Source organism: Novosphingobium sp. NFX11, assembly GCF_057376415.1.
In genome coordinates this window covers 78949-98116 of the sequence record NZ_CP080384.1, presented here as the reverse complement: position 1 = coordinate 98116, position 19168 = coordinate 78949, and the positions used below count along the sequence as shown (strand labels likewise).

10 protein-coding genes, 1 tRNA gene and 3 pseudogenes are annotated in these 19168 nt (G+C 69.1%); 6 read left to right on the top strand and 8 right to left on the bottom strand.

Features of this window, described 5'->3' with window-relative positions; translation table 11 throughout:
• Positions 1-16: 16 nt before the first annotated feature.
• On the top strand, positions 17-2338 hold the full coding sequence (locus KZO24_RS00495; protein ID WP_486486705.1) for a PepSY domain-containing protein: 2322 nt from the start codon (positions 17-19) through the stop codon (positions 2336-2338).
• 97 nt (positions 2339-2435) lie between these two features.
• Here the strand turns inward: KZO24_RS00495 and KZO24_RS00490 are convergent.
• The 4 genes and pseudogenes from KZO24_RS00490 to KZO24_RS00475 all read right to left on the bottom strand — a co-directional run bounded on the left by KZO24_RS00490 (position 2436) and on the right by KZO24_RS00475 (position 9458).
• Positions 2436-5844: pseudogene (locus KZO24_RS00490) on the bottom strand (error-prone DNA polymerase).
• Positions 5841-8003 (bottom strand): Y-family DNA polymerase, encoded by a 2163-nt coding sequence (locus KZO24_RS00485; protein WP_486486704.1) that lies wholly within the window; start codon positions 8001-8003, stop codon positions 5841-5843. The pseudogene KZO24_RS00490 and the gene KZO24_RS00485 overlap by 4 nt, the downstream one beginning before the upstream one ends.
• A 221-nt stretch (positions 8004-8224) precedes the next feature.
• On the bottom strand, positions 8225-8752 hold the full coding sequence (locus KZO24_RS00480; RefSeq protein WP_486486703.1) for a hypothetical protein: 528 nt from the start codon (positions 8750-8752) through the stop codon (positions 8225-8227).
• 160 nt (positions 8753-8912) lie between these two features.
• A complete protein-coding gene (locus KZO24_RS00475; RefSeq protein WP_486486702.1) occupies positions 8913-9458 on the bottom strand; it encodes a hypothetical protein in 546 nt (181 codons plus the stop codon).
• Positions 9459-9914: 456 nt separating this feature from the next.
• On the opposite strand from KZO24_RS00475, the gene KZO24_RS00470 reads away from it, so the two are divergent.
• Positions 9915-10592 (top strand): response regulator transcription factor, encoded by a 678-nt coding sequence (locus KZO24_RS00470; protein ID WP_271180906.1) that lies wholly within the window; start codon positions 9915-9917, stop codon positions 10590-10592.
• A complete protein-coding gene (locus KZO24_RS00465; RefSeq protein WP_271180905.1) occupies positions 10589-11959 on the top strand; it encodes a sensor histidine kinase in 1371 nt (456 codons plus the stop codon). Before KZO24_RS00470 ends, KZO24_RS00465 begins: the two co-directional genes overlap by 4 nt.
• A 145-nt stretch (positions 11960-12104) precedes the next feature.
• On the opposite strand, the gene KZO24_RS00460 is transcribed toward KZO24_RS00465, so the two are convergent.
• Both KZO24_RS00460 and KZO24_RS00455 read right to left on the bottom strand, forming a co-directional pair.
• Positions 12105-12191 (bottom strand) — tRNA-Leu (locus tag KZO24_RS00460).
• A 117-nt stretch (positions 12192-12308) separates the two neighbouring features.
• On the bottom strand, positions 12309-13598 hold the full coding sequence (locus KZO24_RS00455) for a DUF3422 family protein (RefSeq protein WP_486486701.1): 1290 nt from the start codon (positions 13596-13598) through the stop codon (positions 12309-12311).
• Positions 13599-13788: 190 nt separating this feature from the next.
• Here KZO24_RS00455 and KZO24_RS00450 point away from each other — a divergent pair, with 190 nt between their 5' ends.
• Positions 13789-14199 carry a c-type cytochrome gene (locus KZO24_RS00450; RefSeq protein ID WP_271180903.1) on the top strand — a complete coding sequence of 137 codons (411 nt, stop codon included), beginning with the start codon at positions 13789-13791 and terminating at the stop codon, positions 14197-14199.
• 162 nt (positions 14200-14361) lie between these two features.
• Here KZO24_RS00450 and KZO24_RS00445 read toward each other — a convergent pair whose 3' ends face one another.
• The gene (locus KZO24_RS00445; protein WP_271180902.1) at positions 14362-14916 is read right to left on the bottom strand and encodes a rhodanese-like domain-containing protein; all 555 of its coding nucleotides are present in this window, start codon (positions 14914-14916) and stop codon (positions 14362-14364) included.
• 58 nt (positions 14917-14974) lie between these two features.
• Here KZO24_RS00445 and KZO24_RS00440 point away from each other — a divergent pair.
• Together KZO24_RS00440 and KZO24_RS00435 are read left to right on the top strand one after the other, a co-directional pair.
• Positions 14975-15762, top strand: a pseudogene (locus KZO24_RS00440) (quinoprotein dehydrogenase-associated SoxYZ-like carrier).
• Positions 15759-16696, top strand: a pseudogene (locus KZO24_RS00435) (quinoprotein relay system zinc metallohydrolase 1). Before KZO24_RS00440 ends, KZO24_RS00435 begins: the two co-directional pseudogenes overlap by 4 nt.
• Before the next feature lie 147 nt (positions 16697-16843).
• On the opposite strand, the gene KZO24_RS00430 reads toward KZO24_RS00435, so the two are convergent.
• Entirely contained in the window at positions 16844-19096 is a 2253-nt protein-coding gene (locus KZO24_RS00430) for a TonB-dependent receptor (protein WP_271180899.1), read from the bottom strand.
• Between the last annotated feature and the right edge of the window lie 72 nt (positions 19097-19168).

The following is a 19168-nucleotide window of genomic DNA, read 5'->3' as shown; positions in this document are numbered from 1 at the left end:
ACTTTCGCCCGACACGGTGATTGGCCGCGCCTCCGCCTTTCGTCAGGGACTGAAGGTTGAGCGGCTCACCGTAGAAGCCGACCCGACACGCGCCTGGCAGGTGCAGTTCGCACCCGAACCTGGCGAGCGGCGCGGCGAGCGCAGCTACGTCGACCCGCGTGACGGCCGCCTGCTTGGCCAGCCGGTCGGCGCCGGGTTCTTCCGTACCGTGGAGGACATCCACCGCTGGCTCGCCCTGCCCGGCGGGTCGAAGGGCTGGGGTCGCCAGATCACCGGATTCTCGACGATCGCGCTGATTTTCTTCGCCCTGTCCGGGCTCTATCTGCGCTGGCCCCGGCGCGCGCTGGACTGGCGCGCCTGGCTGGTGCTCGACTGGCGCAAGAGCGGGCGCAACCTCTACCGCGAACTGCACGTGATCATCGGCAGCTGGGTGGTGATCGCCTACCTTCTGAGCGCGCTCACCGGGCTATGGTGGTCCTACGAATGGTATCGCGAAGGCGCGCAGATCGTGCTTACCGGTTCGGCGGAGCGCGAGGGCGGGGCGAACAAGGACGAAGCGGAACCGCAACCTGCCCTGCTGCTCGCCCGGGCGTGGCAGACGGTGGAGCGCGAGACCGGCGGACACTTTGATTCGGTCTCGGTGAACCTGCCCGAAAGTGGCAGAAAAGCGACGTTCCGCGTACTTCTGGCTGGCGCACGGCATGACCGCATGACTGACAATCTCAGCATCGACCTTGCGGACGGACGCCTGCTCAAAGCCGACCGCTATGCCGACCGCGCGCTCGGCAAGGTCGTCGCGACGAGCATGTTCGAGGTCCATCGCGGCGCCATCTTCGGGCTTCCCGGCCGCATCGCCATCTTCGTGACCAGCCTTGCCATGCCGCTGTTCACCGTCACCGGGCTGCTGCTCTACATCGCCCGGCGGCGCCGCAAGCGCGCACTGGCGCAAGTCGAGGGGCTGGTCGCCAACGACGCGGCGGACACCGGCGACATGCTGGTCGCCTATGCCAGCCAAACCGGCGGCGCAGAGCGGCTGGCCCGGCAGACGGCGGCGGTTCTGGGCGGTGCGAAAGTGCTGCCGCTGTCGTCGATCGATGGCGCGGTGCTGGCAGAAACCCGCCGCGCGCTCTTCGTCGTCAGCACGTATGGCGAAGGCGAGCCGCCCGACCGCGCCCGCCGTTTCGCGCGGGAAACAATGGCTTCGCCGCCCGTCACGCAGGACCTCGATTATGCCGTCCTTGCGCTCGGAGACCGCGAATATCCGCAGTTCTGCGCCTTCGGGCACGAGGTCGATCGCTGGCTTCACGCGGGCGGAGGACGCCGCCTGTTCGACACGATCGAGATCGATGGCGAGGACGTCGATGCCGAGCGTCAATGGCAGCAGCAACTGACCGCGCTCGGCGCCGATCCGATGGCGGCGGACTTCGCCCCGGCGCGCTACGGGCGCTGGCGTTTGGCCGGGCGGGAACTGCTCAATCCGGGCAGTCAGGGCGGTCCGGCATTCCTCGTCGTGCTTGAGCCGCTGGACGGGGAAACGCTTGAATGGCAGGCCGGAGACATCGCGGAAATCCGCCCATGCAACGATCCGGCGGCGGTCTCGGCGCTGCTGCACACAGCGGCACTCAACGGCACTCAGGAAGTCCACAACCGCACTCTGGCCGCCCACATCGGCCAATCCGTACTGCCTGAAGCCCTCGCAAGGACGCCCGAGGAGATCGTCGCCGGATTGCGCCCGCTGCCGCACCGCGAATACTCGATCGCCTCGATCCCGACCGATGGGCGCATCGAACTGATCATCCGGCAGGTCCGCCGCGAGGACGGCAACCTCGGCCTCGGTTCGGGCTGGCTGACCGCGCATGCGCCGCTGGGGACGGAGATCGCGCTGCGGCTCCATGCCAACCCCGGCTTCCGCGTGTCCGAAGAGCAGCGCCAGCTGATCCTCATCGGCAACGGCACTGGCCTCGCGGGCCTGCGCGGCCACCTGCGGCAGGCGGCGGCTGCCGGAAGCGCCGGTCACTGGCTGTTGCTGGGCGAGCGTTCGCGGGAGCACGATGCCTTCCTCGACGCCGAGCTGCGAGGCTGGCTGACGGACGGCACGCTGGCGCGGCTGGAGCGCACCTGGTCGCGCGATCCCGATTGCGGCCGCTACGTGCAGGAGGTGATCCCGCAAGTTGCCGACGCCCTGCGCGAAGCGGTAGGGGACGGGGCCACGATCCTCGTCTGCGGCAGCCTGCTGGGCATGGCGCCCGCCGTCGATGCGGCGCTGCGGGCCGTGCTCGGCGATGCGCTGCTGGAGGAAATGGCCGAGGGCGGCCGCTATCTGCGGGACATCTACTGAGCCCAGTCCGTCATTGCGAGCGCAGCGAAGCAATCCAGGGCGGCGTCAAACTACCCTGGATTGCTTCGCTGCGCTCGCAATGACGAGGGTGGGCGGCTTAGTGGAAGTCGCGGGAGCGCGGCAGGATGCGCACGTTGCGCGGGTGGCCGCGTGTCGCATTCCCCGAGGTGGGGCGGTTCGGATCATAGACCGGATGGCGCACCGCATCGCCCGGCATCGGCTCCGGCTTCAGCGCGGGCGGCGCGGAGAGGCGGGACAGCGCCTCGCTGGCATCGGTCACGCGATCGACCATCAGGTGGACGACGCCTTCCTTGCTGTGCTGCACTTCGCCGTCGATCACCATCAGCCGGGCGGCCATCACCGCGCGGCGCTGCTTCTCGAACTCGCGCGCCCACAGCAGCGCGTTGACCACGCCGGTCTCGTCCTCGATCGTGATGAAGATCGCGTCGCCCTTGCCCGGCCGCTGGCGGATCAGCACCACGCCGGCGACGCGCACCTTGAGCCCGTCGCGCGCGGCGTTGACCCCAGCGCAAGTCAGCGCACCCTGCCCTTCGAAATGCGCGCGCAGGAACTGCATCGGGTGGCCCTTCAGCGATAGCCGCTGCGTCTGGTAATCCGCCACGACTTCCTCGGACGGCGCCATCGCCGGGAGCGCGGCGTCGGGCTCCTTCGCCAGTTCGGGCGCATCGAGCGCGGCGAACAGCGGCAGCTGCACCGCCGGAACCCGCCGCGCCTCCCACCCTGCCTGCCGCCGGCTATGCCCCAGCGAGCCGAGCGCATCGGCATCCGCCAGCAGCCGCAAGGCGCGCGAAGGCAGGTTCGCCCGGCGCGCGGCATCTTCGAGGCTGGCGATGGGGGCGATCTTGCGGGCCTTCTCCAGCGCCTCGGCCCAGTTCTCCTTGAACCCGCCGATCTGCCTGAGGCCAAGACGCAGGATGCGCTCGCCTTCCAGCGTGTTGTCCCAGCAGCTTGCGGCGATGTCGATGGGCCGCACCTCCACCCCGTGCTGGCGCGCATCGGCGACCAACTGCGCGGGCGCATAGAACCCCATCGGCTGGCTGTTGAGCAGCGCGCAGGTAAACACCGCCGGATAATGGCATTTCAGCCATGACGAGACATAGGCCAGCAGCCCGAACGCCTGCGCATGGCTTTCGGGAAAGCCGTATTCGCCGAAACCCTCGATCTGCTTGAAGCAGCCTTCCGCGAAGTCCTGCGGATAGCCGCGCTTCACCATGCCGGTGACGAACTTCTCCTGATGCTGGTGGATCGTACCGTTGCGCCGGAACGTGGCCATCGAGCGGCGCAGGCGGTCGGCCTCTGCAGGCGTGAACTTCGCCGCGACGATCGCGAGGCGCATCGCCTGTTCCTGAAACAGCGGTACGCCCATGGTCTTGTGGAGCAGATCCTCCATCTCTCCCGGTGGCCCCGGAAAGACCACCTCCTCCTCCCCCGTGCGCCGCCGCAGATAGGGATGGACCATGCCGCCCTGAATCGGCCCCGGCCGCACGATGGCGACCTGAATGACGAGATCGTAGAGGATGCGCGGCTTCATGCGCGGCAGCATCGCGATCTGGGCGCGGCTCTCCACCTGGAAGGTGCCGATGCTGTCGCCCTTGCACAGCATGTCGTACGTCGGCTTGTCGCCCTGCGGGACGGTGGCCAGTTCCAGATCGCGCAGGCCATGATCGCGCAGCAGGTCGAAGCTCTTGCGGATCGCAGTCAGCATGCCGAGCGCCAGAATGTCGACTTTCATCAGGCCGAGCGATTCCAGATCGTTCTTGTCCCACTCGATGAACGTGCGGTCCTCCATCGCCGCATTGTGGATCGGCACCAGTTCGTCGAGCCGCCCTTCGCTCAGCACGAAGCCGCCGACGTGCTGCGACAGGTGGCGCGGATAGTTGAGCAGCCGCCCGACCATGTCGCGCAGACGCTCGACCTGCGGATTACCGGGGTCGAAGCCCGCCTCGGTCAGCCGCGTTTCGGGAAGTTCGTCGCCGCCCCAGCTGCCCCAGACGGTGCCCGAAAGCCGCGCGGTGACGTCCTCGCTCATGCCCAGCACCTTGCCGACTTCGCGGATGGCGCTGCGCTGGCGGTAGCAGATCGTGGTCGCGGCGATCCCGGCGCGGTCGCGGCCGTAGCGACGGTAGATGTACTGCATCACTTCCTCGCGGCGGGAATGCTCGAAATCGACGTCGATGTCGGGCGGCTCGTCGCGCTCGGTGGAAAGGAAGCGCGTGAACAGCAGCTTTTCCTTCACCGGATCGATCGGGGTCACGCCGAGGAAGTAGCAGACCAGCGAATTCGCCGCGCTGCCGCGTCCCTGACACAGGATAGGCTTTTTCAGACCGCGCGCGTAATGCACGATGTCGTGGACGGTGAGGAAGTAATAGGCGATCTTCTGGTCTCGGATCAGGCCGAATTCCTCGTCCAGCTTCTCGCGATATTCAGGCGGCAATCCAGCAGGAAAGCGTTTTTTCGCTCCTTCCAGAGTAAGGTGTTCTAGCCACGGCTGTGGCTCCCAGCCTTCGGGCACCGGTTCGTGCGGGTATTCATAGCGCAGATCGTCGAGGGTGAATTTCACGCAGGCCATCAGGTCCTGCGTCGCCGTCAGCGCCTCGGGGCAAGCGCGGAACAGGCGGGCCATCTCGGCGGGGAACTTGAGGTGCCGCTCGGCATTGGCGGCGAGGCGGCGGCCGGCGGTCTGGACGGTCAGCCCCTCGCGGATGCAGGTGAGGACGTCCTGCATCGGGCGGTCCTCAGGGCTAGCGTAAAGCACGTCGTTGGTGGCGATCAGCGGCACGCCCACGCGGGCGGCCAGCGCCATGCGCTGCGCCAGCCGACGCGCATCGCGGCCCGCGCGCGGCATCGTGGCGGCGAGCCAGAGCTTGACCTGACCGCCGCGCCTTACTTCACGCTCACCTGCTTTCAGGCCCTCGTCCTGCCCCCTCCCTCGTCATTGCGAGCGCAGCGAAGCAATCCAGGGCCGCGTAAACCGCTCTGGATTACTTCGCTGCGCTCGCAATGACGAGGTGTGGGTACGGATGCGAGTGCGGGATGCGAGAGAACGGCCAGTGCCTGCAAAGTGGCCAGCAACGTCTCTTCCGTATCGCCACTGCCCGGCATCACGATCAGCGCGAGATCCTGCGCGTATTCAAGCAAATCCGCCAGATGCAGCTCGCACTCGCCCTTCTTCGCCTTGCGGTTGCCCACGGTGAGCAGGCGCGTCAGGCGGCCCCAGCCGTGGCGGGTCATCGGATAGGCGACGACGTCCGGCGTGCCGTCCGCGAAGACCAGCCGCGCGCCGACGAGCAGGCGCAGCCCGCTTTTCGCCCGCCCCATCTCCTTCCAGGCCCGGTGGGCGCGGACCACGCCCGCCACGGTGTTGCGGTCGGCGATGCCGATGCCGGTCATGCCCATCGCCAGCGCGCGCCCAACCATCTCCTCCCCGGCGAGGCGCCGCGCAGGAAGCTGAAGTTGGTGGCGGTGACGAGTTCCGCGAAGTTCACGGGAACAGGCCGTGCAAGTACCAGCGCGGGTCGGGCTTCTCGCTGAACAGGCCGTGGCGGAAGATCCAGTAGCGGCGGCCCGCGCCGTCCTCGATGCGGTAGTAGTCGCGCGTCTCGCCAGCCGCGCCGGGCATGTGGCCGCCGCGTTTCAGCCACCATTCCGCGCCGATCCGCTCCGGCCCTTCGGCCAGAATGACGTCGTGAAGGCGGCCCTTCCAGCGGAAGCGCTGGGGCGGGCTGTCGGGGACACCGGCGATCACCTCGACCGGTTGCGGCGGGTCGAGCAGCAGCAGTGGGCGCGGCGGCATGTCTTCGGGCTCCGGCCATGGGGCGCCTCGCAGGCGCAGCGCAGGAACCAGCGCCTGCGCCTTCTCGGGCAAGTGGCGGTCACGCGGGATCAGGCGGCGCACGCTGTCCTCGCCCAGCCGCACGCTGAGCTGGTCCACCAGCGCTGAAACATTATCGGCGTTTTCTTCCTTGCCGCTCTCCAGCAGGATCTGGCGCGAGGGCAGGTGATCGGCGTGGAGCACCGCCAGGGTGATCGCATCGAAGCCGAAGCCGGGGTCGAGCGGGTCGGACAGGGTGTCGATCCGCTCGCGCAGCAGGCGCATGACGGCGCCGGGATCGCGCACCGCAAGGCCCGTCTCCACCACCAGCCGCCGCCGCTGGTTGTCGCTGCGGTGGAGCGTGACCGCCCAGCGCCGCCCGCCCAGCTGGCGCTGCTCCATCGTGCGCCCGGCCTGCGTGAGCATGTCCTCGACCACCTCCAGCGCATCGTCGGTGCGGCCCAGCGGTTCGGGAAAGCGCGTCTCCAGCCGGATCGGCTCGGTCAGGCGGACGGGGATGACCGGGCTGCCGGTCTCTCCCAGAATGGCGCGCAGGCGGCTGACCGCAAGCTCCCCGAAGCGCGCCGCCAGCCCCGCCATCGGCCGCGCGGCAAGGTCGCCCAGCGTCTCCAGCCCCGCGCGGCGCAGGCCGGAGAGCGCGCCCTCGTCCAGTTCCAGCGCGGCGACCGGGAGGGTGCGAACGTCGTCCTTCCCACCGAAGCGGGCAAGCGCACGGGCAGCGGCAGAGTGAGGCGCGAGGGCGTGGCGGGTAGTCGGGCCGACCTCCTTTACCACGCGGCGCACCAGCGCCTCCTCGCCGCCGAACAGGTGCGCGCAGCCGGTGACGTCGAGCAGCAGGCCATCGGGGGCATCGAGCGCGACGAGCGGGGTGAAGGCGATCATCGCCCCCGCCAGCTGCTCCAGCACCCGCGCGTCGGCGATGGGATCGTGCGGCGCGGTGGCAAGGTCCGGGCTGCGCGCCCGCGCGTCGGCGAGGGTCATGCCGGAAGACAGGCCCTGCCGCATCGCGGTGGCGTCCACGGCAGCGAGGCGCAGCGCCTGCCCATCGCGCGCGACGAGGGCCTGCGGGGCGTCTCCGTCAGGCAGTACGCCGGAGCGGCGCGCGCGTTCGCACGGCAGAAAGGGGAACCACAGTGCCAGGTAGCGGCGGCCCGCGCTCTTCGGTGGCGGGCTGGGTGTCGAGGGGGAGTTCGCGGAAACCACCATGGTCTTCATTCCATTCCAGCCGCCAGCGCTGCCCCGCCGGGCCGCCGCGTCTGCGTACGAGTTCGACGAGCAGCGTCGTTGCCCCGGGCGCGCGCATCTCCAGCGGGGCGGAGGGGCGCTGGAAACCGTCCAGCGGGTGTGTGCGGCGCTGGAGCGCGGCTCGGCATCGCCGCGCAGGATCACCACCGGGATGCGCGAGCCTTCCGCCGCAAGGATCAGGCGGCGGCTGGCGACGAGATCGTATTCGCGCATCGGCCCCCAGCTTTCCATCAGTACCGCCGCCGGACCGCTGCTGCGCGCCGCATCCAGCCCCGCGCGCAGCAGGGCAGCGTCGTTACGGGCATCGACGATCACCAGCCGCGCCGGGTCCACACCAAGCGCGCGCAGCCCCTCCCCGCACGGCACGAAACCCGCGCCCTTGCGGCGGGGGCGCAGCAGGAGGACGGGGCGCGCCTTCTCTGCGTCCACCATGCCGAAGGCGAAAGCCAGCGCCGAGGCCCAGTCCTCGGCCGCCGCATGGACCTCGTGCAGCTGCGCCCGGGCGAGGCGTGGGAGCGTGCCCGGGGGCGGATCTTCGATACAGGCGGGGGCCTGAGGGCGGGACATGGGACGGGCCTTACGAATCGGGAATTATGTTCTTATTATGTTCCTATTCTGAAGGCAGGTCCACAGCGTGCGTCGAAGTCTGTTGGGAAGGCTGCGAACACATCCTGTCATCCCCGCGAAGGCGGGGACCCATCTCCTGACATTGCCTGTTGCGAAGGCATCAGATGGGTTCCCGCCTTCGCGGGAATGACGGGGTAGGTGGATGATTGCGCCGACGGGGATCAGGCCACCGCCGGGAGTGCCTTCGGCCTCAGCCCCGCGAACCGTTCCACCGTGTCAGCCGCCTCCTGCACCGGGCAGTGCGAACCGAACGTCGGCATGCCGTCAGCCAGCCAGGCGATGCCGTCGATCGTATAGGCCATGCGTTCGCGCTGCCACTGGACGTAGGCACCGTGCGTGGCGAAGGCGCGCTCGATCGCGGCGACGGGGTCCGCGTCCGGTGCGATCACCTCGCCGAAGTGCCACATCGCGTAGTCCTCGCTGTCCCGCCAGTCCACGCCCTTCGCATCGACGAACAGACACGGGCGCGGACGGACGAGGAACTCGTAGACCTGGCTGCTGACGTCGCCCACGTAGAGGTCCGCGCCCAGCGTATACGTCATGTCGTTGCAGCGCGCCGAGCCGAGGTCGACGATCACCTGCCCCGGGATCGCCAGCGCCTCCCACGCGCGCCGCTTCGCCGCCGACCAGCGCTTGGCCAGCCGTACGTGCGGCGCGACGACGAGATTGTAGCGCCCGTCCGCCGCCACCGCCGCGATCAGTCGCCGCCCGAACGCCTCGATCGAGGAGAGCTTCTTCGAGAAATGCGGGTTGTAGAGGATCGTCGGCCGGGCGTTATCGAACAGCGGCGGCCTCGCCTGCCCGCCCCCAGCCTTTCGCCCAGCACGCTCGCCAGCTTGACCGGGCCGGTCACGGTGCAGTCCTCCGGCCGCAGGAAGCCCGCTTCGACGAGGCGGTCGCGGTCCTTGCGACCGGCCAGCATAACGTGGTCGAACAGACGGAAGCGCGGCTCGAAACCCACGGCGCGGTCGCCCGCGCCGTGAGGGATGTGAAGGATCGGCGGGCAATCCCCGGCAGGCGCCTCAGCATGGTGGAGGTCCGCTCGGCGCAGAGGATCATCGCCGCATCGCGCAGCCGCTTCGCCCAGAGCGTGAGGCGCGCGGACTTGTGCATCGAGGCCGGCAGCAGCGCGGCTGCGGCGGGCAAGTGCATGACGACGACCTCTGGCGCTGCACCCTGTGTCGCATAGGCCATGGCTGCCGCCACTTCGGCCTCGGTCGACACGAACAGGCGCACCTGCCCCGGATGGCGGCGGGCAAGTTCACAGGCGACCGGCACGATATGGCCGAACTGATGCGCACCGCCGATGGCGAGAACATGGATGCGGGAATGGGCGTTTTTGGGGGCATCGTGCCCCATTGCCGCAGCGAGGTGGAGCGACCGTGGAGCCTTCATGTAGATTTGCCCATGTTGGGTCGCCGGTCCGACAGCCCGAATGGCGGAAAATGTGGTGAACTGACGTTCACCCCAGAACCATCTCTGTCATCCCCGCGAGGGCGGGGGCCCAACTGATGCCGATGCCAGAGGCACGCTCGGGAGATGGGTTCCCGCCTTCGCGGGAATGACGCTAAAGGGTGGCAAGTTGCCGTCTCAAAATCAGATCGTCATCCCAGCGAAGGCTGGGACCGCTATCGTCATGTCGCGGCGTTTCGGCGAGGCGGGAGAAGCTCCCAGTGCCCAGCCGACAGCACTCATCATGGTCATAGCGGTCCCAGCCTTCGCTGGGATGACGATGGTATATGAACGACGGCCTTGGGGCGTAAACAGCCACCGCAGCAATTTGCCCACGCCGCCCTGCCGCACTCACCCCAACTCGACGCCGCGCCCTCTCCGGGATAAGGCTCACCCCACATGCAGATACTTCTGGTCGAGGACGATGCCGCGCTGGCGGCGCACATCATGGCGGGCGTGCGCGAGGCCGGGCACGTGGTCGAGCATTGCGCCGACGGCCGCGACGCGCTCGTGCGGGCGACGTGCGAGTGCTACGACGCGATCATCCTCGACCGCATGCTGCCCACGCTGGACGGGCTCAAGGTGCTCGCCGCCCTGCGCGCCACTGACGACGCGACGCCGGTGCTCATCCTCTCCGCGCTGGGCGACGTCGACGAGCGCGTGCGCGGCCTGCGGGCGGGCGGCGACGACTACATGGCCAAGCCCTTCGCGATGTCCGAACTGCTCGCCCGGCTGGAAACGCTGGCGCGCCGCAATGCACCCGTGGCGGAAGCGGCCAGCGTGCTGCGCGTGGCCGACCTCGAGATCGACCTCGGCGGCCACACGGTGACGCGCGCGGGCCGCCGCATCCCCCTCACCCTGCGCGAACTGCGCATCGTCGCCTATCTCGCGCGCAATGCCGGGCGGGTGGTGACGCGCACGATGCTGCTGGAGAACGTGTGGGACTACAACTTCGACCCGCAGACCAACATCATCGACCAGCACATCAGCAAGCTGCGTCAGAAGATCACCGCCGAGGGCGAGGCCGACCTGATCCACACCGTGCGCGGCGTCGGCTACACCCTGAGAGCCGAATGAGCCGCCTGCTGCGCTCGCTCTCGTTCCGGCTGACGCTGATCTATGCGGGGCTGTTCTGCCTCTCGGTGGCTCTGCTGATGGGGGCCGGGTACTGGCTGCGCGTGGTCGTGCCGATGGACCAGACCCGCCACATGGTCGAGCGCGAGGCGCAGACCTTGCGCGCCATCGAGGAGGCCCACGGGATCGGCGCCACGGCTGAAGCACTCGACCGCCGCGCGCAGCATTCGGACGGTGCCAAGGCGTTCCACGCCCTGCTGGCCCCCGGAGGCCATGTCGTCACCTCCAACCTGCCCGGCTGGCCCGCCCGTTCGATCGAACGCATGTCTCTGATCGAGGCCGACACTTTCGTCGACGGCGTGGAGATCGACTACGACGCGCTCGTGCTCGACCAGATGCTGCCCGACGGCACCCGGCTGCTGGTCGGCCGCGACGTCGAGGAACTGACCAGCGAGGCCGAGATCCTGCACTTCGCCGCGATCTGGATCTTCGGCGTGACGGTGGTGCTCGGCCTCGGCATCGGCTGGCTGATGAGCCTCGCCATCGGCCGCAGGATCGAGGCGGTGACACTGACCGCGCGGCAGGTCATGGAAGGCGACCTCACCGGCCGCGTGCAGGTGCGCGGCAGCGGCGACGACTTCGACCGGCTGGGCGAGACGCTGAACCTCATGCTCTCGCGCATCGAGACGCTGTTCCAGGCAGTGCAGCGCGTCTCCGACAACGCGGCGCACGAACTGCGCACACCGCTGGCGCGGCTGATCGGGCGGCTGGAACGGCTGGAGCAGGCGGCGGGCGACGACCTGACGATGCGCGTGGCGGCCTCCGACGCGATCGTCGAGGCGAACCGGCTGCAACAGATCCTCTCCGCACTGATGCGCATCTCGCGGCTGGAGAACGGGCGCCATCCGCTCGAACTGCAACGCACCGACGTGGTGCAACTACTGGAGGATCTGGCCGAGTTCTACCAGCCCGAGGCCGAGCGGCTGGGAATCGAACTGGTGCTTTCGGCGCGGCGGCCTCTGGTGGCCGATCTCGACCTCGACCTCGTGTTCCAGGCGCTGTCGAACCTGCTCGACAATGCGCTCAAGCATGCCGGAGCGGGTCGCCGGATCGAAATTTCAGCGACGCGGCGGCCGGAAGGGCTGGACCTCAGCGTGCGCGACGACGGCCCCGGCCTTGCGGCGGACGAAGCGAGGCGGGTGACCGAGCAGTTCTATCGCGGCAAGGGTTCGGGCGGCGTACCGGGCGACGGGCTGGGCCTCAGCATGGTCGCGGCGATCGCCCAAGCCCACGGCGCGGCGCTGGAGTTCGCCGATGCGCAGCCGGGCCTGCGGGTTTCGCTGGTGATTCCGGAGCATCGGCTGGGATGATGCCCGTGCCCAGCTCAGTCCCTCACGTTCGTCATTGCGAGCGCAGCGAAGCAATGACGAGTAGAGAGAGGAGGCACACGAACAGCTGATCCCCCTCTTGCGAGGGGAGCCCGAAGGCTATGATCAGTGCTGTTCGAATACTGCCTGGTGCGGTCGAGAAGACTCGAACTTCCACGGGCTTTCGCCCACAACGACCTCAACGTTGCGCGTCTACCAATTCCGCCACGACCGCTAAATCTTGGAGCTGGATTTGCATCCGCTCCGGGGCAGGAGCGCGCCACTAGCGCACGAATCCGGACCCGGCAAGTGAGTCTTGCAGATTATTTTCATCCAGCGTCATTTTCCTTCCTCAGCCCCCAGTATCCGGGCCGAGTATCCGCCGCTTCATCCGGTGGATGGCCAGCCACACCCCTGCAAGCACCAGCGGAGCCAGCAGCGCGGTCGCCACATGCGCATGAATCCGCGGTGCCAGTTCCTCCAGCCCTTCCAGCATCTTGGCGATCAGGCCGAGCGCGTAGTAGCTCACCGCGACGACCGAGAGCCCTTCAACCAGCTGTTGCAGGCGCAACTGGCGCGAAGCGCTGCGCTCCATCGAGGCGAGCAGCAGGCCGTTCTGGTTCTCGATCTGCGTCTCGATCTGCACCCTCAGCAGCGCCAGTGCCTGCGACGTGCGCTGCGACAGCTGCTCGGCCCGGCGGCGGTGCGCGGCGCAGGTCCGCACGGCGGGCAGGAAGCGGCGCTGGGTGAAGTCCGCCAGCGAGACCTGCCCCGGGATCGCGGCGATATTGAGTTCGGCCAGCCGCTCCTCGACGATGGTGGCGTAGGCGGCGGTGGCGCTCATGCGGAAGTCGGAGGCGCTGGCCTGCGCCACCAGTTCCATCGAGAGGCGGGTCACGTCCTCCAGCAGATCGTCGTCGGTGACTTCGGGGCGAGCGACGGCGCGGTTGGTTTCGCCCAGCATTGCCTCGATCCGGTCGAGCGCGCGCCAGCCCTCACGCGCAACAGGCAGGCCGAGCAGCGCGAGGTTGCGGTAGTTGCCCAACTCCTGCAGCCGCTGCACCGTGCGCGAGAGCGCACCGCCCCCGCCAATGGGCGCCATCCCGCACGCCGCCGCGAGAATCACCCCGAAGCCGTCCTCGCGCAGCCGGAAGTCCGACCAGATCCGCGCCTGCCGTTCTCCGGGCGCATCGCCGATGTAGCAGGTGACGAGGTCGTCCGCCGCGAAGCCCAGTTCGGGCAGCAGCGCCAGCGCCGCCGCCTCATCCTCGACCAGCTGCACGCGCGAGGCGCGGATGACCTTGCCCGGCAGGCTCCCCGCCCATGCCAGCGCATCGGTGAGAGCAGGCCGGATCGCCGCGCCGCCGGTCACGAACAGCGTCGTCGTACTCGCCTCGCTGTGCCGCTCCCATGTGAAGGCGAGCCCCGGCGCGAGGGTCCCGGAAAGATGGCGAGGCCGACTGCACGGCTCTATCGGCCCGGCCGAGGGCAGCGCGCGCATCGCCGCCAGTTCCTCCTCGCGATCGGCCGGATCGAGCAGCCGCACGAACTGCACGATCGACGCCGGCGCGCGGACCAGAGGCCAGCGTCGCAAGTGCATCTCGCTCACTACCATGCGGCGCAGTTCGTGCTCGTTCAGCAAGTCCGCTCCCCCTTTTGCCCGGCGCCAGACTGCGCCTGCGGGGCGGAGGCGGACAAGTGACCCTTGGTACGATGCCGCTTCGTACGATGCCCCTTGGTCGAATACCGGCCCGGTCCAAAGTCCAATATCGACCCGCCATGCCCCGTGCGAAAGCGACAGGCCACAGGACAGGCATAACGGGAGACACGACATGAACATCAGGCAGAAGCGCATGGGCCTCGCCGTTGCGGGAGTGCTGGCGCTGGTGGCCTGCCTGGGCGGGCAGGCCGCGCTGACCTCGACCGCAGAGGCCGCCCCCGCCGCTCCGGCCGCGCCGCCGGTCTCGTTCGCACGCTGCGCGGTATGCCACAACGCCGCCAAGGGCGCGCCCGACAAGCTCGGCCCGAACCTGTTCGGCACTTATGGCCACAAGATGGGCCAAGGCAAGTTCGCCTTCTCGGACGCGGTGAAGAAGTCGGGCCTGACGCTCGACGACGCCACGCTCGACAAGTGGCTGGAGAATCCGCGCGCGCTGGTGCCGGGCAACCGCATGAGCTTCCCCGGCCTCAAGGACGCGGCGAAGCGCAAGGAAATCATCGACTACCTCAAGAAGCAGCGCTGAGTTTCACGACCGACTCTCAAGGAGGCCCGTCCGCCGCGACCCAGCGGCGGGCGGGTTTTTCTTACCCCCGTTCGTCGTTGCGAGCGCAGCGAAGCAATCCAGAGCCGCATAAACCGCCGTGGATTGCTTCGCTGCGCTCGTAATGACGATGGTGGGTGACGGTCAGCTCGGCGCCACCACCACCGGCTCCGCCCGCACCAGCGCGCGGCCTGCGGCATGCCAGCCCTCGATCCCCTCGGCGAGCCAGTAGACGTGGCGCGCACCGCCTTTCGCCAGACGCCGTACGGCGTTCCAGCCCATCCAGCAATCGGTGCGGCAGAACAGCACCACCGGCAGGCGCGGCCTCCGCCGACGCGCCTCGGCGACCGCCTGCTCCAGCCCGCGCCAGAGCACCGGATCGACCGGACTGCGCCCCGTTTCCGGGTGCCAGAGTGCGCCGGGCACCGTCTCGTGCGGCTGGCTGAGGCGCCACTGGCCGGTCGCGGGGTCACGGTGGCCGGACTCGACCGGAAGCACGTCGATGAACAGCGCTTCGTCCAGCCCGAGCGCGTCCTCCAACGCGATCCGGCGGGCGGGCGCGGGCAGCCGGTCCACCGGCGCGCGGTAACGAGTAATGCGGTAACCATCTGCGTCGAAATCGCCGGCGGCCCGCGCTGCCGGAGCGCAGATTCCGGCCAGAATCAGCCCTATCGCCAGCCTTCGTCCGATGCGTTCCATGGCTCCTCCCAAGGTCCAATATGACGCGGGCGAGGCCCGGCCTACATTGGCCCTTGGTATGATCCGCAAGAAGATCCTGCTGGCCCTCATCGCCACCCTCGCCGCGCCGGTCCCGGCCGCCTTCGCGCTGCCCGCAGACCCGTTGAAATCGCCGATGTGGGAGTATCACGCCGAGCGTCTGTTCGGCGGCGCCACGGTACGCTTCGACCCTGCCGTGAAGGTCGAAATCCCCGAGATCGCAGAGAACCAGCGCGTCTTTCCCGTCACCGTCGATGCGCGCGCCTTGCCACAGGTGAAGCGCATCCTGATCTTCGCCGACCTCAACCCGATTCCCGTCGCGGTGGACTATGCCCCCGCGCCGCCGCGCCGTTTCTGGCGACGCGGATCAAGCTCGATCAGCGCACCCCGGTGCGCGCGGCGGTGCTGACGGCGGACGGGGTGTGGCACGTCTCGGGGAACTGGATCGATGCGGCGGGCGGCGGCTGCTCGGCCCCGCCGGTCAGCCGGGTGAAGGGCGACTGGGCCGACCACCTCGGCGAAATGCACGGTGCGGCATGGGCACTGGGCGGCACTCAAACGCGCCTCAGGGTGACGTTACGGCACCCGATGGACACCGGCCTCGTCGAGAACATCGCCGCCTACAACATCGAGCGGGTGACCGTGACCTCCTCGGCCGGAACCCCGCTCGCCGACCTCCAGGTCTTCGGAGCGGTGGCCGAAGACCCCGCCTTCACCTTCATCGTCGACGATGCGAAGGGGCCGCTCACGGTCGCCGCGCGCGACAGTTCGGGGCTGGAGTTCGACGGCGTGGTCACCCCGCGCAGCGCGACGCTGGCAGCCAGGTGAACCTCACCCGCCGCAGCCTGATCGGCGCCGCGCTGGCGCTGCCCGTCGCCGCCCGCGCCGAGACCTTCGCCGGAGCCTATGCCCCCAAGGCCGAGCCCGTCGCCGAGGGCGTGTGGATGGTGCGCGGCGCCGATGCGCCGATCCTGTTCGACAACGGCGGCATGATCGCCAACAGCGCCATCATCGCCACCGACGCGGGCGCGGTGCTGTTCGATCCGGGCGTCTCGCTGGAGCATGGCAAGGCGCTCGGCGCGCTGGCGCAGGCGGTGACGGGCAAGGCGGTGGGGCGGGTCTACGTCAGCCACCTGCATCCCGATCATGCGCTGGGGGCGGCGGCCTTCGACCCCGCCATCGTCCACGCCCTGCCCGCCACCCGCGCCGATCTGGAGCGCGACGGCGAGGGATTCTCCGATGCCATGTACCGGCTGCTGTCGGACTGGATGAAGGGCACCCATGTCGTCCTGCCGCTCGGCGACGTGGCGGAGGGGAGGCCCTGTTCGGCGGGCGCAGGTTCCGGCTCTTCGCGATGCAGGGGCATTCGGCGGGTGATCTCGCGCTGCTCGACGAGGCGACGGGGACGCTGCTGGCGGGCGACCTCGTGTTCCACGACCGCGCGCCCTCGACCCCGCATGCGGATCTGGTGAAGTGGCGGGCGGCGCTCGATCGGCTGACGGCGGTGCAGCATAGGCTGCTGCTGCCGGGGCACGGGCCGCTGGACCGGGACGGCGGCGCCATCGCGCAGACGCGTGACTGGCTGGACTGGCTGGAGGCCGCGCTGACGCAGGCGGTGTCGGACGGGCTCGACATGACCGAGGCGGGAGAACTGCCGATACCCGCGCGGTTCGCCGGACTGAAGGCCGCGCGCTATGAATTGCAGCGCAGCGTCTCGCATCTCTATCCGGGGCTTGAGGCGCGGTTGCTGCCGAGGTTGTAGCGTAGCACGCAGGGCGCCCCGGTGGTTCCCGCCGTTCGTCATTGCGAGCGTAGCGAAGCAACCCAGGGTCGCGCAAACCGCCCTGGATTGCTTCGCTACGCTCGCAATGACGAGGTGGGGGTGAGGACGAGGTAGGCGAGGCGCAGTTCAGAACCGCGCCCGAACCGACACCGTCAGCCTGCGCGGCGCACCCGGAGCATAGGCGCGCGGATTGTCCGCACCGGGCGCCTCGGCCAGTTCGATCTCGTCGATCTCGGAGAACGTGCCCATCGTGACGTAGTGCCGGTCGAACATGTTGCGCAGTTCCGCCGCCAGCTCGATCCCCGGCGCGACTTCCACCCGGCCCATCATGTCGAACACCGCGTAGGCCGGGGTCTTCGCATTGTCGTTGCCTTCGTCGCCGACCAGCACCTGCCCGGAGCGCGCGCGCATCGCCAAGCCCAGTTCCCAGCCTCTGCCTGCCCGGCCTGCGTAAAGGTTCACCAAATGGCGCGGCACGCCCGGCAGGCGATCGCCGCGCTGGACTTCGACCAGACCGTCCTCGTCCGCCTCGGGGTTGGAGGGGCTCGAAGCCGCGAAATCCTGCCGGAACTTCGCATCCGTAAAGGCATAGCTTCCCGACAGCCGCCAGCCGCCCTGTCGCCAGTCGGCCGAGGCCTCGATCCCCTGCCGCCGCGATTCGCCGAGGTTGGCGAAATAGGCCCGTCCGCGCACTTCCGAGGCGATCATGCGAATGTCGTTCTTCGTGTCCGACCGCCAGCCGTTCACCCGCCACGACAGCGCGCCTCTCCCGCCAGAGAGCCCGGCATGCCAGTTGCGCGCAGTCATCGCCTTGAGCGGCGGATCGGCGATGAAGAAATTCGCCAGCGTGCAGGGCGATTCCGGATCGGCGCAGGACAGTTCCGCCGGCGTCGGATTGCGGCTGGTTAGCGCGAAGCCCGCCGTCGCATGCACATCCGCCCCCAGCGCATAATCGAACTCGATCGAGGGGTTGAGGCGGCTGAACCGGTGGCTGCCGTCGAGCGCGTCGCCCAGCCGGTCGTCCAGTCTAACCGTGTTGCGCGACCAGCGCGCCCCGGCCTCGACCGTCAGCGCGGGGGTCAGCGGAACTTCGGCGCTGGCGAAAAGCGCCAGGTCGCTCATGCGGGTGACGACGTCGACCGGGGTGATGCCGCCCTCTTCCGAGGTCAGCAGCAGGCCGAGGCCCTCGACCGAGCGGTCCTCCTCCAGTTCGCCCAGTTCGGTGGTGGCGGTGAAGCGGGTGCGCGCGCGTTCCCACGAAGCGCCCACGGCGAAGCGGCGAGTGCCGTTCCCGGTCTCGCGCTCGTCGAGCCACTGCAGCATGGCGCCGCCGCTGCGGGTGCGCTCGCGGCCGCGGTTGAACACGGCGTAGTCGTCCACCGCCGGGTCGTTCACCACGCGGGCGCCGTTGGCCAGCAAGGGCTCCTCGAACTCGTCGTCGTCACCTAGACAGAGGTAACCCGCATCGTCCTCGCAAGGCCCGAAGTCGGCGAGGTCGCCGTTGGCGCTCTTTCGGTTGAGGGTCTGCCAGTGCGCGCGCAGTTCGATGCGCCCGGTCTCGCCCGCTGCGATCCACGGTGCGGCGACCAGCCGCGCGAAGCGGGTGTGGGTGACGTCGGGCGTGGTGAACACCGCGTTCCACTTGGCATCGAGCAGTTCGACCGGCGCGACGCCGTTGCCGGTGAGGTCGGTGTCGGCGGCGAGGCCCTGCACCTCGATCCCCCATGTCCCGGCATCGTGGACGCCCTTGGCAAACACGCGCCTGAGCGTCGAGGGCGAGGCGACGCGCCAGCCGTCGTCATGCCGCGCCTCGGCGACGATCAGGAGGTTGTCGGCCTTGTCCCCCAGCCCCAGCGAAGCGCTGCCGCCGACGCTGCCGACCGTATCCACGTCCGCCTGCAGGCGCAGGCCGGAGAGGCTTAACCCGTCATGCGTGGTCAGCAGCAGCGAGCCCGCCAGCGCATTGCGGCCCAGCACCGGGTTGGCGTCATTGAGCTGCGCGTTCGCCAGCGCCATCTCGGGCACCACGTCGAGCAGCACCACGTCGCCGAACGGCTGGTTGAAGCGCACCCCGTCGAGGTAGACCGCCATCCCCTGCTCCGCGCCCTGCAGCGCCGAGGCGGAAAACCCGCGCCAGGTGATCGCTGCCTGCCACGGGTTGCCGGTCGATTCGGCCAGCGTCAGGCCCGGCACGGTGCGTTCCAGCGCGCGGCCGAGATCGCGCTTGCCCGCGATGTCGAGCGCTTGCGGGTCGATTTCGCGCGCTTCGTCGAGGTCGATGGCGCCGCCCGGCGCGGTGACGACGATGGGCGCTTCCTCGGCCAGAACCGGCGAGGCCGAGGCCATCAGCCCGGCGATGATAAGACTTGTCTTTCGCATCCCTCGTGGCGCCTTTGCGGCGCCCTCCCCGTTTGGCACCCCCACCTCGTCATTGCGAGCATAGCGAAGCAA

What these genes read in the sequence shown, in the direction of transcription:
- KZO24_RS00450 (WP_271180903.1), top strand. Translation starts at nt 13,789, where the DNA reads ATGAACATCAGGCAGAAGCGCATGGGCCTCGCCGTTGCGGGAGTGCTG.
- KZO24_RS00475 (WP_486486702.1), bottom strand. Translation starts at nt 9,458, where the DNA reads ATGAAGGCTCCACGGTCGCTCCACCTCGCTGCGGCAATGGGGCACGAT.
- KZO24_RS00430 (WP_271180899.1), bottom strand. Translation starts at nt 19,096, where the DNA reads ATGCGAAAGACAAGTCTTATCATCGCCGGGCTGATGGCCTCGGCCTCG.
- KZO24_RS00470 (WP_271180906.1), top strand. Translation starts at nt 9,915, where the DNA reads ATGCAGATACTTCTGGTCGAGGACGATGCCGCGCTGGCGGCGCACATC.
- KZO24_RS00485 (WP_486486704.1), bottom strand. Translation starts at nt 8,003, where the DNA reads ATGTCCCGCCCTCAGGCCCCCGCCTGTATCGAAGATCCGCCCCCGGGC.
- KZO24_RS00445 (WP_271180902.1), bottom strand. Translation starts at nt 14,916, where the DNA reads ATGGAACGCATCGGACGAAGGCTGGCGATAGGGCTGATTCTGGCCGGA.
- KZO24_RS00465 (WP_271180905.1), top strand. Translation starts at nt 10,589, where the DNA reads ATGAGCCGCCTGCTGCGCTCGCTCTCGTTCCGGCTGACGCTGATCTAT.